Source organism: Nocardioides sp. P4_G10 (genome assembly GCF_056401175.1).
Genome location: NZ_JBFUJV010000026.1, coordinates 19,151 through 33,400, shown reverse-complemented (window position 1 = coordinate 33,400; position 14,250 = coordinate 19,151). Strand labels below are relative to the sequence as shown.

14 protein-coding genes and 1 tRNA gene are annotated in these 14,250 nt (G+C 72.6%); 4 read left to right on the top strand and 11 right to left on the bottom strand.

The features are described from left to right. Window positions 1-5: 5 nt before the first annotated feature. Complete coding sequence (locus AC1DP1_RS20380) at window positions 6-737, bottom strand: CDP-alcohol phosphatidyltransferase family protein (RefSeq protein ID WP_477508385.1); 732 nt, start codon at window positions 735-737, stop codon at window positions 6-8. Window positions 738-804: 67 nt separating this feature from the next. Next, window positions 805-2,256: an RNB domain-containing ribonuclease gene (locus AC1DP1_RS20375; protein WP_477508384.1), complete on the bottom strand. Its 1,452-nt coding sequence runs from the start codon at window positions 2,254-2,256 to the stop codon at window positions 805-807. Between the two features lie 147 nt (window positions 2,257-2,403). Here AC1DP1_RS20375 and yaaA point away from each other — a divergent pair, with 147 nt between their 5' ends. After that, on the top strand, window positions 2,404-3,192 hold the full coding sequence (gene yaaA, locus AC1DP1_RS20370) for a peroxide stress protein YaaA (RefSeq protein ID WP_477508383.1): 789 nt from the start codon (window positions 2,404-2,406) through the stop codon (window positions 3,190-3,192). A gap of 40 nt (window positions 3,193-3,232) precedes the next feature. Here yaaA and AC1DP1_RS20365 read toward each other — a convergent pair whose 3' ends face one another. From AC1DP1_RS20365 to AC1DP1_RS20350, 4 genes are read right to left on the bottom strand one after another with little or no spacing between them, the layout of a single operon-like run. Then, complete coding sequence (locus AC1DP1_RS20365) at window positions 3,233-4,327, bottom strand: FUSC family protein (protein WP_477508382.1); 1,095 nt, start codon at window positions 4,325-4,327, stop codon at window positions 3,233-3,235. Window positions 4,328-4,341: 14 nt separating this feature from the next. Next, window positions 4,342-5,082, bottom strand: coding sequence for a zinc ribbon domain-containing protein (locus AC1DP1_RS20360; protein WP_457189313.1), 741 nt, complete (start codon window positions 5,080-5,082; stop codon window positions 4,342-4,344). Window positions 5,083-5,098: 16 nt separating this feature from the next. Next, window positions 5,099-6,217: a Nif3-like dinuclear metal center hexameric protein gene (locus AC1DP1_RS20355; RefSeq protein ID WP_477508381.1), complete on the bottom strand. Its 1,119-nt coding sequence runs from the start codon at window positions 6,215-6,217 to the stop codon at window positions 5,099-5,101. 22 nt (window positions 6,218-6,239) lie between these two features. Next, a complete protein-coding gene (locus AC1DP1_RS20350) occupies window positions 6,240-7,772 on the bottom strand; it encodes an AMP-binding protein (RefSeq protein ID WP_477508380.1) in 1,533 nt (510 codons plus the stop codon). Window positions 7,773-7,861: 89 nt separating this feature from the next. On the opposite strand from AC1DP1_RS20350, the gene AC1DP1_RS20345 reads away from it, so the two are divergent. From AC1DP1_RS20345 to AC1DP1_RS20335, 3 genes are read left to right on the top strand one after another with little or no spacing between them, the layout of a single operon-like run. Continuing rightward, complete coding sequence (locus AC1DP1_RS20345) at window positions 7,862-8,236, top strand: hypothetical protein (protein WP_477508379.1); 375 nt, start codon at window positions 7,862-7,864, stop codon at window positions 8,234-8,236. Then, window positions 8,205-9,647, top strand: a complete 1,443-nt coding sequence (locus AC1DP1_RS20340) for a sensor histidine kinase (RefSeq protein ID WP_477508378.1) — start codon at window positions 8,205-8,207, stop codon at window positions 9,645-9,647. The genes AC1DP1_RS20345 and AC1DP1_RS20340 overlap by 32 nt, the downstream gene beginning before the upstream one ends. Window positions 9,648-9,687: 40 nt before the next feature. Continuing rightward, the gene (locus AC1DP1_RS20335; RefSeq protein WP_477508377.1) at window positions 9,688-10,359 is read left to right on the top strand and encodes a response regulator transcription factor; all 672 of its coding nucleotides are present in this window, start codon (window positions 9,688-9,690) and stop codon (window positions 10,357-10,359) included. Here AC1DP1_RS20335 and AC1DP1_RS20330 read toward each other — a convergent pair. The 5 genes from AC1DP1_RS20330 to AC1DP1_RS20310 all read right to left on the bottom strand — a co-directional run bounded on the left by AC1DP1_RS20330 (window position 10,341) and on the right by AC1DP1_RS20310 (window position 14,192). Further along, window positions 10,341-11,261, bottom strand: a complete 921-nt coding sequence (locus AC1DP1_RS20330; RefSeq protein ID WP_477508376.1) for a serine/threonine-protein kinase — start codon at window positions 11,259-11,261, stop codon at window positions 10,341-10,343. The two genes, AC1DP1_RS20335 and AC1DP1_RS20330, sit on opposite strands and share 19 nt — an antisense overlap. A 71-nt stretch (window positions 11,262-11,332) precedes the next feature. After that, window positions 11,333-11,719 (bottom strand): hypothetical protein, encoded by a 387-nt coding sequence (locus tag AC1DP1_RS20325; RefSeq protein ID WP_477508375.1) that lies wholly within the window; start codon window positions 11,717-11,719, stop codon window positions 11,333-11,335. A 123-nt stretch (window positions 11,720-11,842) separates the two neighbouring features. Continuing rightward, window positions 11,843-11,914 (bottom strand) — tRNA-Val (locus AC1DP1_RS20320). A gap of 212 nt (window positions 11,915-12,126) precedes the next feature. After that, window positions 12,127-12,612: a peroxiredoxin gene (locus AC1DP1_RS20315; protein WP_477508374.1), complete on the bottom strand. Its 486-nt coding sequence runs from the start codon at window positions 12,610-12,612 to the stop codon at window positions 12,127-12,129. Then, window positions 12,609-14,192, bottom strand: a complete 1,584-nt coding sequence (locus tag AC1DP1_RS20310; protein ID WP_477508373.1) for an AMP-binding protein — start codon at window positions 14,190-14,192, stop codon at window positions 12,609-12,611. The genes AC1DP1_RS20315 and AC1DP1_RS20310 overlap by 4 nt, the downstream gene beginning before the upstream one ends. Window positions 14,193-14,250 lie beyond the last annotated feature (58 nt).

Genomic DNA, 14,250 nt, shown 5'->3' with positions numbered 1-14,250 from the left:
GCCACTCACCTGCCGTGTTCGAGGACCTTGGCAGGGAGTACGTCCGCGGCACCCGCCCGGTTCAGTCGACGCCGCCACAGCCACACCACGTCCCAGCCGAACGACTCCGCGAGCAGCAGCGCCGCGACCACCAGCACGCCGTACGTCGTCGCTGCGGGCGCGAGGCCGGACGCCGCGAGCGTCAGGGCGATGCCGACGTAGGCCGCCACCACCTTGCGCCAGTAGCGCGGCGGCAACGGCCGCTGCATCCACGGCAGCAGCCGCGCCGCGACGGCGTACGCGTAACGGATCACGCCCAGCCCGAGCACCCACGCACCGTGCTCCCGAGCGACCAGCACGCTGAGCACGAGGATCAGGAAGGCGTCGGCCTCTCCGTCGAGGCGCGCGCCGTACGCCGACGCGGACCCGGTGCGACGCGCGACGCGGCCGTCGACGAGGTCCAGCAGCAGCGCGACGACCGTGAGCGGGACCAGGACGCCGACGACGTCAGCCCCGGTGAACGCCTCCGCCACCAGCGCGGCGATCCCGCACGCCAGCGTCGCCCGGGTCAGCGTGACCAGGTCCGCCGGCCCGAGGGCCGCGACCCCGTCGGCGGTCGCCCGGCGGCCGGCCGCGACCGCCAGCACGACGGCGCAGGCCAGACCGACGACCCACGCAGGGGGTCCGACGTCGAGCACGGCGAGCAGGGCGACCACGCCCACGAGGCACACGGCCAGACCGCGCCGCACTCCGACCACGGGACACCTCCTCCCCCGGGCGTACGTCGCCGGCCTCCGCCCGGTTCACCCAGCCGCCGTACGTCGATCAGACCAGCCGGAACTCCACGGTCCGCGTCGTCGGGTCGGCCGCCGCCAGCTCGACGGTGATCTCCTCGCCGAGGGGGAGGTCGGAGGTGCTGGTCACCGGCGCCTCGATGGCGGGGTCCTGGATGGTGATGTCGCCCTTCTGCTTGCTCTTCTCGTCGAGGTCGACGACGACGGCGGTGAAGCGCTCACCCACCCGGTCGTGGAGCAGCTCGGCCTCGCAGAGGTTGACGACGGCGTTCTCGTAGCGGTTGGCCCGGCGCCCGGACTCGGTCATGGTCTCGGGCAGCCTGCCCATCGCCTCGATGACCCACGACGGGACCTCGGTGCCGGCGCACAGGGCGACGCAGACCTCGCCGGCGTAGCGGTCGGCGAGCCGACGCAGCGGGGCGGTGACGTGGGCGTACTCCGAGGCGAGCGCGGAGTGCTGGGCCTGCTCGGGGAGCTCGCCGTTGAAGGCGACGTAGCCCGCGCCGCGCAGCAGGCGGGTGCACGCCACGACCATCGCGGCGTGGGTGGGCTTCGACGGGTCGAGCGTGCGGATGAAGTCGGGGTAGAGCTGCTCGGCGGGCCACGAGATGCCGAGGGCACGCGCGGTGCGGTGGAGGCGTTGCACGTCGCGGGGATCCGCCGGCGGCAGGGTGCGGAGGATGCCGACGCGGGCGTAGACCATCAGCGAGGCAGCGGCCATCCCGGTGAGGAGGGAGATCTGGGCGTTCCACGTCTCGACCGGCGTCAGCCGCCGGAACTCCAGCTCCCAGTGCCCGTCGCCGGTCTCGACGAGCTCCTGCTCGGGCAGCGGCAGCGAGACACCGCCGCGGGCGGCCTCGCGGGCGAGGCGCAGCTCGCCGACCTCCTTCAGCAGGCCGATGAGCTCGTCGGCCTTCCCGGCGTCGATGTCGGCCTGCACCCCTTCGTACGACAGCTTGGCGCGCGAGCGGACCAGCGCCCGCTCGACCTCGACGTCCGTGCCCTCACCGGTCTTGTCGACCTTGATCGTCCACAGCAGCGCCGGACGCACCTCGTCGGGGAGCAGCGAGGCGGCGCCCTCGCTCAGCACGGTCGGGTGCAGCGGGATCTTGGAGTCGGCGCCGTAGAGCGTCTCGCCCCGGCGGTTGGCCTCGACGTCGACGGGGTCACCCGCCGCGACGAACGCCGCGACGTCGGCGATCGCGTAGTGCACGACGTAGCCATCCCCCGACCGCTCGATGTGCATCGCCTGGTCGAGGTCGCGGGCCGACTCGGGGTCGATCGTGACGAACGGGATGTCGGTGCGGTCGAGCTCCGGCAGCCGGGGCGACGCGGCCGCCTCCGCGGCCGCCCGCTCGACGGCCTGGGGGAAGGTCGGCGTGACGTCGAGCTCCGCCTGGATCGCGGCGATGCCGTCGCGCATCTCCTGTGCCGTCACGCTGTCCCCGCTGGAGCGGACCTTCACCACACGGTTGCTGGGCATGTCACGACCCTAGTCGGGAGCGACGGAGTCGCGCACCACGCCGGGGGCGGGAGGTCGAGTGTCCCCGCGAGCGAGGCACGAGGTCGCGTCAGGGCGTACCGAGACCCGCGAACCCGACGAACCCGGCCGCTCCCTACGCTTGCGCCCGTGCTGATCCTGCTGCCGCCCAGCGAGGGCAAGACCGCTCCCCGTCGCGGCAAGGCCCTCGACCTCGGCTCGCTGTCCTCGCCGTCCCTCACCACCGCCCGGACGACGCTGATCGAGTCGCTCGTGCGGCTCTGCGGCGACGACCCGGACAAGGCCGCCGCGGCGCTCGGCCTCGGTCCCGCCCAGCGCGACCTGGTGCAGCGCAACGCCGACCTCGAGGGCGCCCCGACCGCCCGCGCCGACGCGATCTACACCGGTGTCCTCTACGACGCCCTCGGCTTCGACACCCTCTCCCCCGCGGCCCGCCGCCGGGCGACCGCCCGGGTGGCGATCACGAGCTCGCTCTTCGGCATCGTGCGGCCCGGCGACCGGATCCCGGCCTACCGGCTCTCCGGCGACGCCACCCTTCCTGGCCTGCCCGGCACCGGTTCGGTCGCCGGCGCGTGGCGCGAGGTCCTCGGCGAGGCTGTCACCGAGGCGGTCGGCACCGGCCTGCTCGTCGACCTCCGCTCCGGGACGTACGCCGCCTTCTGGCGGCCGGACGCGTCCCTGGCCCGCCGCGTCGCGACCGTGCGCGTGCTCCACGAGTCGGCCGGCAAGCGGTCGGTCGTGAGCCACTTCAACAAGGCGACCAAGGGCCGCATCGTCCGGGCGCTGCTCGAGGACGGCGCCAACCCCCGCACACCCAGGGCGCTCGCCGACACCCTCGCCCGGCTCGGCTGGACCGTCGAGACGGGCGAGCCCACCGCCAAGGGCACCCAGCTCGACGTGGTGGTCAACGAGGTCTGAGCGCGCTGCCGAGTGGTCCGCCCAGGAGATCGTGGCCGTGCTAGCGCAGCGGGATCACGTCGGTCGCCTCGAGCGGGTCCATCCCGCACAGCGCCAGCATGTCGGCGACGATCGAGCGCACCTGCGCCAGGATCACCTCGGCGGACAGGTCGTCGCTGTGCTCGACCTGCGCCGTGGCGCGCCCGAGGGCGATGAGGTCCTCGATGACCGCCTCGGCCATCCGGTTGGCCACCAGCTCGTCGGCGACCCGGTCCGAGAGGTCCGCCAGGTCGCGCATCAGGGAGGCGTACGACGCCGGCACGGGCTCGCGGCGGTAGCAGGCCACCGCGACCCGGCGCACGACCACGCGAGTGTTGCGCAGGGCCACGTCGAGCGGCTCGACGAGCTCGGCGAGCTGGCGCTGGTGCTCGCCGTGCCGTCGCCGGAACGGCGAGGAGCTCACGACCGACAGTCCCTCCGACGACGCCGCGCGCAGCTCGGCGATCAGTGCGTCGGTGGACCGGGCGTCGCGCAGCACGGCCAGCGCCTTGTCGACGTCACCGTCGCCCAGGCGGTCGGCGGACGAGCGCAGCAGCTCGGCGATCTTGCGCACGACCACGGCCGCCTGGTCGCGCGGCTTGCGCAGGGGCGCGCGTGGCACGACGGTCGCCGCCACGAGCGCCACCGATCCCCCGATGATCGCGTCGGTCCAACGGAGGAAGGCGTCGCCCGGGGCGGGCGCCAGCGCGGCGACCACGATCCCCTGCACGGCGGCCTGGATGACCATGATCTGCCCGGCGTCGAGCAGCAGCGCGATCGACATGCCGGCGGCCACGATCACCGCGATCTGCCACCCGCCCGAGCCGATCAGGTGGGTGGCCGCGTCGCCGAGGAAGACGCCGAGCGCCACGCCCACGGTCACCTCCGCGACCCGGCGCTGCCGCTGGCCGTAGGACATCCCGAGGGACACCACGGCCGCGATCGGCGCGAAGAACGGCAACCGGTGGTTGAAGACGTCGGCGGCCAGCCACCACGCGATGCCGGCGGCGACCGCGCACTGGCCGATCACCCAGCCCTTGGCCCGCAGCCGGGCCACGCGGGCCCGCAGCGACATGCGGCTGCGCTCGGCCACGAGCTCCGCGTCGATGAAACGCACGACGCGTCAGCTCCTCAGAGGCCGGACTCGTCGGTGCGCACCAGGATGCGCTGGCACTCCTCGCAGCGGATGACCTCGTCGGCCGGGGCGGACCGGATCCGCGACAGCTCGGAGGCGTCGAGGGTCATGTTGCAGCCACCGCACTGGCGGGACCGGAGCAGCGCGGCGCCGATGCCCTTCTGCTCGCGCAGCCGCTCGTAGAGCGCCATCAGGTCGTCGGGCATGCCCTCGGTCGCCGGGCCGCGAGCGGCCGACACCTCGTCGAGCGAGCGGTCGATCTCGACGCGCTTCTCGTCGCGCGCCGCGACCAGCTCGGCTAGGCGGGCGTCGATGTCCTCGGCGCGGATGCCGAGGCCGGCGAGCAGCTGCTGCGCCTCCTCGAGCTTCTCCATCACCTCGAGCTCGGCGTCCTCGAGCGTGGAGATCCGGCGCTCGAGGGAGACGAGCTCGTGCTGCATCCGCTCGAGGTCCTTGGGGTTGGTGATCTGCCCGCTGTCCATCCGGGAGCGGTCGCGCTCACGGCGGGTCTTGACCTGCTCGACCTCGCGGTCGGCCCTGGTCTGCTCGACGGTGAGGTCGTCCACGACGATGCGCGCGTCGCGCACCTGGTCGGTCAGCTGGGTGCGCTCGGCCTCCAGCGTGCTGATCTCGGCCATCTCGGGGAGGTGGCCCCGCTGGTGCCGCAGCTGGGCGGCACGGGAGTCGAGCGCGGCGACGTCGAGGAGCGCGTGCTGGTGGGTGGGATCGGCCTTCAACGGCTCTCCTGCTGCTTCAGTGGCGGAACGTCCACGGGTCGGTGCACCGCGTGCTGACCCGGGTGTCGACCCTATCGCCCATCTCCCGACGCAGCCGAGCCTCCACCGCTGGCAGCCAGGTCCACTCGGCTGCCCAGTGCGCGACATCGACCAGGGCAGGCCCGTCGTGCTCGAGGAACTCGGCCGCGCGGTGGTGCCGGAGGTCGCTCGTGACGTAGACGTCGACGTCGCTGTGGGCGAGCTCGTCGAGCAGGAAGTCCCCCGCCCCGCCGCACACCGCGACTTTCCGAACCGGCCGCTGCGGGTCGCCGGCCACGCGTACGCCGTGGGCCGTCGCCGGCAACGCCTCCGCGACCCGCGCGGCGAGCTGCTCGAGCGTCATCTCCTCGACCGTGCCGATCCGTCCGGTGCCGGTGGCCGCCAGCCCGGGGTCGGCGAGCGGGACCACGTCGAAGGCCGGCTCCTCGTAGGGGTGGGCGGCCAGCAGCGCCCGCACCACCGCCGTACGACGACCGCGCGGCACCACCGCCTCGACCCGGGCCTCCTCGACCACCTCGAGGTCGCCGACCGCTCCGAGCGCGGGCGTGGCGCCGTCGAGCGGGCGGAACCGGCCCTCGCCCGTCGCGGTCCAGGTGCACGAGTCGTAGTCCCCGAGCCGGCCCGCGCCCGCATCGGTCATGGCCGTGCGGACGGCGTCCGCCGACTCGACCGGCACGAACGCGACGATCTTGTCGAGCGGTCCGGCCGGCGTCGGCCTGATGGGCGCGAGGTCGGTGAGCCCGAGCGCCAGCGCGAGCGACTCCGAGACGCCGGAGACCGCCTGGTCGGCGTTGGTGTGGGCGGCCAGCAGCGCGCAACCGCCAGCGTTCAGGGTGTGCAGGGTGCGCCCCTTGGGCGTGTCCGCGGCGACCGAGCTGACGGGCGTGAGGAACAGCGGGTGGTGCACGACAAGGAGGTCGGCACCCCACTCGACCGCCTCGCGAGCGACCTCGACCGTCGGGTCGACGGCGAACATCACCCGCGCCACCTCGGCGGACGGATCGCCGGCCACCAGCCCTACGGCGTCCCACGAGTCGGCCGTCCGTGGCGGGTACCAGGTGTGCAGCAGGTCGACGACGTCGGCGAGGCTGGGCATGGGCGCAGGCTAGTTGACCGGGCTAGTTGACCTGCCGCTCCTGCCCCTCCCAGTAGGGCTGGCGCAGCTTGAACTTCTGCAGCTTCCCGGTCGCCGTACGGGCCAGCTCGTCGCGGAACTCGATGGACGTCGGTGCCTTGTAGCCGGCGGCCCTGTCCTTGCACCACGCGATCAGCTCGGCCTCGTCGGCGGTCGCGCCGTCGGCCAGCACGACGAGCGCCTTGATGGTCTCGCCCCACTTGTCGCTCGGCACGCCGATGACCGCGACCTCGGCGACTGCGGGGTGCGAGAAGAGCACGTCCTCGACCTCGATCGAGGAGACGTTCTCGCCGCCGGTGATGATGACGTCCTTCTTGCGGTCGCTGATCGTGAGGTAGCCGTCGTCGCCGATCACCCCGCCGTCGCCGGTGTGGAACCACCCGTCGACGAGCGCCTTCTCCGTCTCGTCGGGCCGCTCCCAGTAGCCCTCGAGGATGACGTTGGACCGCGCCAGCACCTCCCCCTCGGCATCGGTGCGCAGGCGTACGCCGATCGCGGGCGCGCCGGCGCGCACGAGCCTGGCGGCCCGCTCCTCTGCCGGCAGGTCGTCCCACTCGGCGCGACTGCGGTTGACGGTCAGCAGCGGCGAGGTCTCGGTGAGGCCGTAGATCTGCACGAACTCCCAGCCGAGCTCCTCCTCGACCCGCACGACGGTCTTCGTGGGCGGCGGTGCGCCCGCCATGATGATGCGCACGCGGTCGCGACCGGGGATCTCGCCCTCCCAGTCCTGGGCGGCCTCCAGCACCGCGGCGGCCACGGCCGGGGCCGCGCACATCACGGTCACGCCGTGCTGCTCTACCCGTCGCAGGATCTCTGCCCCGTCGACCTTGCGGAGCACCACCTGCGGCACGCCGAGGCCGGTCATCGCGAACGGCATCCCCCAGCCGTTGGCGTGGAACATCGGCAGCGTGTGGAGGTAGACGTCGCGGTCGCTCACCCCGGCGTGGAGGCCGAAGGTCACGGCGTTGGTCCAGAGGTTGCGGTGGGTCAGCTGCACGCCCTTGGGCCGCGCGGTCGTGCCGGAGGTGTAGTTGATCGTGGCCGTGGCGTTCTCGTCGGGCTCCCACGGGCGCGGCTCGACCCCGGGCTCGGCGTACATCGACCCGTCCTCGCCGAGCACGAAGGTGTGCTCGACGTCGACGCCCTTTAGCGAGTCCACCAGCTCCGGGTCGACGTAGAGCACCCGCGCGCCGGAGTGGGCCACGATGTAGGCGATCTCGTCCGGCCGCAGCCGGAAGTTGATCGGCACCAGCACCCGCCCCGAGCCGCACACGCCGAAGAACGACGTCAGCAGGCGCGCAGAGTTGTGGCTGATGATCGCGACCCGGTCGCCGACCTCCAGGTCCAGCTCGTCCAGCTTCGCCGACTGCCGGCGCGCCAGGTCGTTCGCCTCGGCGTAGGTCAGGGTGCCCAGCGACGCGGCGGGCTGGTCGGGCTCGTCGATGAACCCCGGGCGCTCGCCGTAGACGGCCGCAGCGCGCTCGATGAAGTCGGTGACGCTGAAGGGGACGATCATGCGCCCACTGTGGCACGCGTCCCGCTGTCTAAGAACCCTCTCATCCGCGTCTCACGCTGGCCCCACGCCGGTTGCGCACGATGGCGCCCATGGGACAGGTGACGAGGGTGCTCCTCCTCCTGGCGGTCGTGGTGCCGGTGACGGCGTACGTCGCCGGGTCGCTGGCGTCGCCCGGAGCGCCGGCACCTGCCGACCACAGTCCCGTGATCCTGCGCGACGCCCCCACCGACCCGGCCACCACCGACCCGGCCGCTCCCCCGCCCGGCGGAAGATCGCCCGGCACTCCGTGGCCCGACCCTGACCGACCGGACGGCGGCCCCGGGCAGGACCCGCAGCGCGGCGGCGGTGACGAGGCCCGGGTCGTGACGCCGAAGCCGACACCGGTCGGAGAGGATGACGACGACGAGTGGGATGACGACGACGGGCCGGACGATGACGACACCGACGACGAGTGGGACGACTGACGGTGCCCGCCGACGCTTCGCCCGCGTCTCGGTCCGCACCCGCATCACGGTCGTCATCGCGCTCCTCACGGCGGTGGCGATGACGGGCGCGGGGCTGCTGGTCTACGCGCTGGAGTCGGCGCGGATCGAGCGCCAGGTGAACGCGCAGATCGGCCAGGAGATCGCCGAGTTCCGCGCGCTCCGCATCGACCCGAACACCGGCGAGGAGTTCGACGACGTCGGCCGCGTGCTCAACGTCTTCCTCACCCGCAACGTCCCCGACGACGACGAGATGCTCGTCGGCTACGTCCGCGGCGAGACCCCTGAGCGCACGGTCAACCGCTACGGCCAGGAGGTCCTCGACGAGCCGGCCTACCAGGACGCGCTCGCCGAGCTCGACGGCGTCGGCGGCACCCGCGTCATCGAGTCGCCCACCTTCGGTGAGACCTGGGTGACGCTCGTTCCCGTCACCAACACGCAGGGCGAGGGCTCGCTGGTCATCGTCAACTTCCTGCGCGACGAGCACGAGGAGCTCGACCGCACGCTGCAGACCTACACGCTCATCGCGCTGCTCTCGCTCGGGCTGATCACCACCATCGCCGGCTTCCAGTCCGGCCGCCTCCTGGCGCCGCTGCGCACCCTCGAGAGCACCGCCCGCGAGATCACGACCACCGACCTGTCACGCCGCATCCCGGAGCGCGGCAACGACGACATCACCGCGCTCACCCGAACGATCAACAGCATGCTCGAGCGGCTCGACTCGGGCTTCGCCGCGCAGCGCCAGTTCCTCGACGACGCCGGCCACGAGCTCAAGACCCCGCTCACCGTCCTGCGCGGACACCTGGAGCTGCTGGACGGCGAGGACCCGGCCGAGCTGGCCCAGACGCGCGAGCTCCTCCTCGACGAGGTCGACCGGATGTCGCGCCTCGTGCAGGACCTCATCCTGCTCGCGAAGAGCCGCCGTCCCGACTTCCTCGTCCTGGGCGAGGTGCACCTCGCCGACCTCACCCAGTCGGTGCTGGCCAAGGCCACCGCGCTCGGCGACCGCGAGTGGCAGCTCGACGGCGTCGCCCGCGGCCGCGCGGTGCTCGACGAGCAGCGGGTCACCCAGGCGCTGCTCCAGCTCGCCGACAACGCGGTCAAGCACACCGACCCCGGTTCCGCCGTGGCGGTCGGCTCGGCCCGCGAGGACGGCCTGGTGCGGCTGTGGGTCCGCGACTCGGGTGACGGGATCCCGGCCGAGGACCGCGAGGCCGTGCTCGAGCGGTTCGGCCGCAGCCACGTGCGTGCCGGCGACGACGGTTTCGGCCTCGGGCTCAGCATCGTGCGCGCGATCGCCGACGCCCACGGCGGCGACGTACGCATCACCGACGCCGAGCCCCACGGCGCGCACGTGGAGATCGTCCTGCCCGACCGGGAGATCGACCGATGACAGACGACCCGACCGACGACCTGACGAGGACGGACACCCGATGGCCCAGATCCTGATCGTGGAGGACGAGGAGCGGATCGCCTCGTTCGTGGCCAAGGGACTCCGCGCCGAGGGCCACCAGCCGACCGTCGCGGGCGACGGCCCGAGCGGGCTCGACGAGGCGTTGTCGGGCCGCTTCGACCTGATGGTGCTCGACATCGGGCTCCCCGGCATGGACGGGTTCGAGGTGCTCGACCAGCTGCGCTCCCAGGGGAGCCGGATGCCCGTCATCGTGCTCACCGCCCGCGACTCGGTGACCGACACGGTCACCGCCCTCGACAGCGGCGCCGACGACTACATGGCCAAGCCGTTCCGCTTCGCCGAGCTGATGGCCCGCATCCGGCTGCGCCTTCGCGCGTTGGTGCCGGCCGACGCCCAGGTGGGCGGGGACGACCTCGTGGTCGGCGGCCTGCGGCTCGACCGGCGCACCCGCCGCATCGCCGGGCCGCGGGGCGAGTCCGAGCTCTCCGCACGCGAGTTCGCGCTGGCCGAGATCTTCCTGCTCAACCCGGGCCAGGTCCTGACCCGCGAGCAGCTGCTCGACCTGGTGTGGGGCTACGACTTCGACCCCGGCTCCAACGTCGTGGACGTCTACGTCGGCTACCTGCGCAAGAAGCTCGGCACCGACGCCATCGCGACCGTGCGCGGGGTGGGCTACCGGCTCAGCACCTGATCCTGGGCCCTCGGGTTGAAGGCCGTCAGCGAGCCACGCGGCAGCCCGGCCAGCACCGGCTCGAGCGCCTCGGCCACCTCGTGCGGCAGCGGACGGTCGTCGGGGTCGCGGCGCAGGCACGCGTGGACCGTCTCCGCGACCACGGCCGGTACGTCGTCTGGCATCGCCGCGGGGGCGTCCACGAGCTGCGGGAACCGGCGTCGTACGTCGTCCGCGTCGGGGTCGCCGTGCTCGAACGGTCGCCGGCCGGCGACCGCGTGGAAGAGCGTCGCCCCCAGGCCCCACACGTCGGAGGCGTAGGACGGCACGGGCCCACCACCCTGGTGCGCGGCACCCGGGTCGCACTGCTCGGGCGACATGTAGGCATCGGTGCCGATCGGGTGGCGGAGCCGGCGGGCGTCCTCCTCGGGGCGGGCCACCGACAGGTCGATCAGGCGCGCGGGGGCGCCCATGATGACGTTGCTGGGCTTGATGTCGAGGTGGGTCCACCCGATGTGGCGGAAGTAGTGCAGGGCCGCGGCGACGTCGATGGCGAGCGGGAGGTACTGCTGCTCCTGCAGGCGCCCGTGGCGACGGACCAGGCTGGAGAGCCGCGGGCCGTCGATGTGCTCCAGCACGACGTGCGGACGGTCGCCGTCCTGCCCGTCCCGGAGGCCGCGCACGACGACCGGGTGGTTGACCGTGGCGAGGGCGAGGACCTCCCGGCACAGGCCGCGCCGGGAGGACTCGTCCTCGAGCTGGGAGGGACGCAGGGCCTTCACCACGACCGGCGACCAGGTCACCTCGTCGAAGCACAGCCAGGCCTCGTAGGCGGCCCCGCCACCGAGGCGGCGCAGGGCGCTCAGGCCCGGCGCGAGGAGCTCGCCCTCGTCGAGGTGCCAGCCGTCGTCGTTCCTGCCCACGTCGCCTCCCACGTCGCCTCCCACGTCGCCTCCCACGTCGCCTCCCACGTCGCCTCCCTCACCGCCCGCTGTCAGCGGCGGGTGTCGTTGCGGCTGCGGTCGTTGGTGCTGTTGGCCGTCTTGTCGCGCGTCTTGTCGCCGCCGTCGCGCGTCCAGTCGCGGGTCTTGTCGCCGCGGCTCTTGTCGCGGTCGCGGCTGACGTCTGTCACCCGGCTGTTGGTGTTGTCGTTGGTGTCGCGGCTCTGGTCGGTGTACGACGGGCTGTTGGTGTTCGTGTCGTCGTCGTCGTTGGTGTCGTCATCGTCGTCGTCGGATACCAGGACGAGCGACGGGGTGTCGTCGTCGCGCTTGGCGGCCTCGTCCGGCGTGGCGGACACGACTGGCGTCGCCATGGCGACCAGGCCGAAGGCGGTCAGGCCGGCGACACCCAGCAGCGTGGTGGGAAGGATCTTCCTCATCGTGGTTCCTCTCGTCGGGGGCCGGTTCGGCCCGGTGTACGAGAAGAGTGCTGCGGCGGCGTGAGCCGTCCGTGAGGCGTGGATGAGAGGCCTCTCATGCGGTCCCCGGCATGCGGGGAAGGGTGCGTCGGGACGGTTTCGAACCGCCGACCGCTCGGGTGTAAACCGAGTGCTCTACCGCTGAGCTACCGACGCGCAGGGGCACACACTACGGGACCGGGCACCCGGCCCGGAAAACCGTCGGCCGGTGTCCGCCAGGCCTCTCAGGGCCGGCACGAACAGGTCCGGAAATGAGTTGAACCGCTGGCGTCTCGGGTCACCAGCGGTTCAACAAGAAGAAGATTACACCCCGCCCCAAAGGGCGGTGAGGAATCGCCGAATTGGCCCGGATCGGTCTAGACCAGAGCTCACACGAGGTGCGTCTCGAGCGCCGCGTGGAGCTCGTTGAGGTGCTCGTCGAGGTCGCGGCCGTCGGGGTTCGCGTTGTGCACCGACCACCGCAGGCGGCCCCCCCGGTCGATGACGTACGACGACCGGCGCGGCGCGCCCTTGACCTCGTCGAACACCTCGTAGGCCCGCGACACGGCGCCGTGCGGCCACCAGTCCGAGAGCAGCGGGAAGTTCAGCCCCTCGGCCTCCGCGAAGGTCCRCAGGGCGTAGACCGAGTCGCACGACACGGTCAGCACCTCGGTGTCGAAGGTGAGGAACTCGTCGAGCCGGTCGCGCACGCCCGAGAGCTCGCCGGTGCACACCCCGGTGAACGCGAACGGGAAGAACATCAGCACGACCGCCTTGCGGCCCCGGAAGTCGCTGAGCCGGACGTCCTGGCCGAACTGGTCACGGAGCGTGAAGTCGGGTGCCTCGTCGCCGATGCACAGTCCGTTGCCCGTCACGCTGGTCCCTCGCCGTCCTTCTGGTCATCCCTGGTGTCCCACCCGGCCAGCTCCCGCTTGAGCACCTTGCCCGTGCCGTTGCGCGGCAGCTCGTCGAGGAACACGATCTCGCGCGGCACCTTGAACCTGGCCAGGTTGGCCTTCACGTGCTCGCGCAGGTCGTCCTCCGACACCTCGCCGGTGCGCACCACGAAGGCGCGCAGTCGTTGACCATAGTCCTCGTCGACAACGCCGACGGCGGCGACCTCCCCCACACCCTCGTGGGTGACCAGGCAGTCCTCGACCTCCTGCGGGAAGACGTTCTCGCCGCCGGAGACGATCATGTCGTCGTCGCGGCCCGCGACGTGCAGGCGGCCGGCCTCGTCGAACCAGCCGAGGTCCCCCGAGGACATCAGTCCCTCGACGACCTCCTTGGACCCGCCGTTGGTGTAGCCCTCGAAGAGCAGCCCGTTGCCCACGAAGATCCGGCCCGTCTCGCCCCGCGGCAGCTCGTGCCCGTCGTGGCCGAGGATCTTCACGACGGTGCCGTGCGGCGGCTTGCCCGCCGACGTCGGGTCGGTCCGCAGGTCCTCGGGAGTGGCGATCGAGGCGTAGGCCACCTCGGTGGAGCCGTAGATGTTGTAGAGGTTGTCGCCGAACCGGTCCATCCACGCCTTGGCGAGGGTGGCCGGCAGCGCCGAGCCCGACGACGCGACCACCTCGACGCGGGAGAGGTCCACCCCTTCGAGCTCACCGGGGTCGAGCGCCAGGATGCGCTGGAGCATCACCGGGATCACCACCATCGACTGGCACCGCTCGGCCTGCGTGGTCCGCAGCGCCTCGACCGGGTCGAAGGTGCGTCGCAGCACGACGGTCGAGCCGAGCAGCATCGCCAGCGCCAGGTGCGCGAAGCCCCAGGTGTGGAACAGGGGCGCCGCGATGTGGGTGCGCCACCCCGCCCGCAGCGGCATCCGCGACAGCAGCGACACGGCGGCGTCGATGCCGGCCTCCTTGCGCGGAGCCCCCTTGGGCGTGCCGGTCGTGCCGGAGGTGAGGATCACGATCCGGGCGTGCCGAGCGGGCGGCTGCAGCTCACTCTCGTCGTACGCCGTCACCAGCCGCTCGAGGGTGTCGTGGGTCCCGGAGGCCTCGGGATCTCCGTCGGTCCACGCCAGCACCCTCTGGTCGAGGTCGGCGCCGGCGAGCAGCCCCGTGAACTCCTCGTCGTGGATCACCATGCGCGGCGCCTCGCGCTCCAGCACGTCGACCAGCTGCGGTCCCGCGAAGGCGGTGTTGAGGTAGAGGATGTCGGCGCCCAGCTTGGCGATCGCGATGGTGGCGTCGATGAAGCCGCGGTGGTTGCGGCACATCACCGCGACCGAGTCGCCCTCGCGGACGCCGCGCTCCGCGAGCGCCCTGGCGAGGGAGTTCGAGCGGCGCTGCAGCTCGCCCCAGGTGAGCTCGCCGAGCTCGTCGACCACGCCCACCTGGTGCGGCTCACGGGCAGCGAGCGTGGCGAAGCCTCCCGCGGGTCCGGTCCCCCAGCGCACGACCAGCCGGCCGATCTCGAGCAGGGTGCGTGGCCCGTGGGGCCTGATCACGCCCGCTCGTCCCAGCACGCTGACAGTCGTCGCGACCCCCGACGCCCGGGCCGCGAGC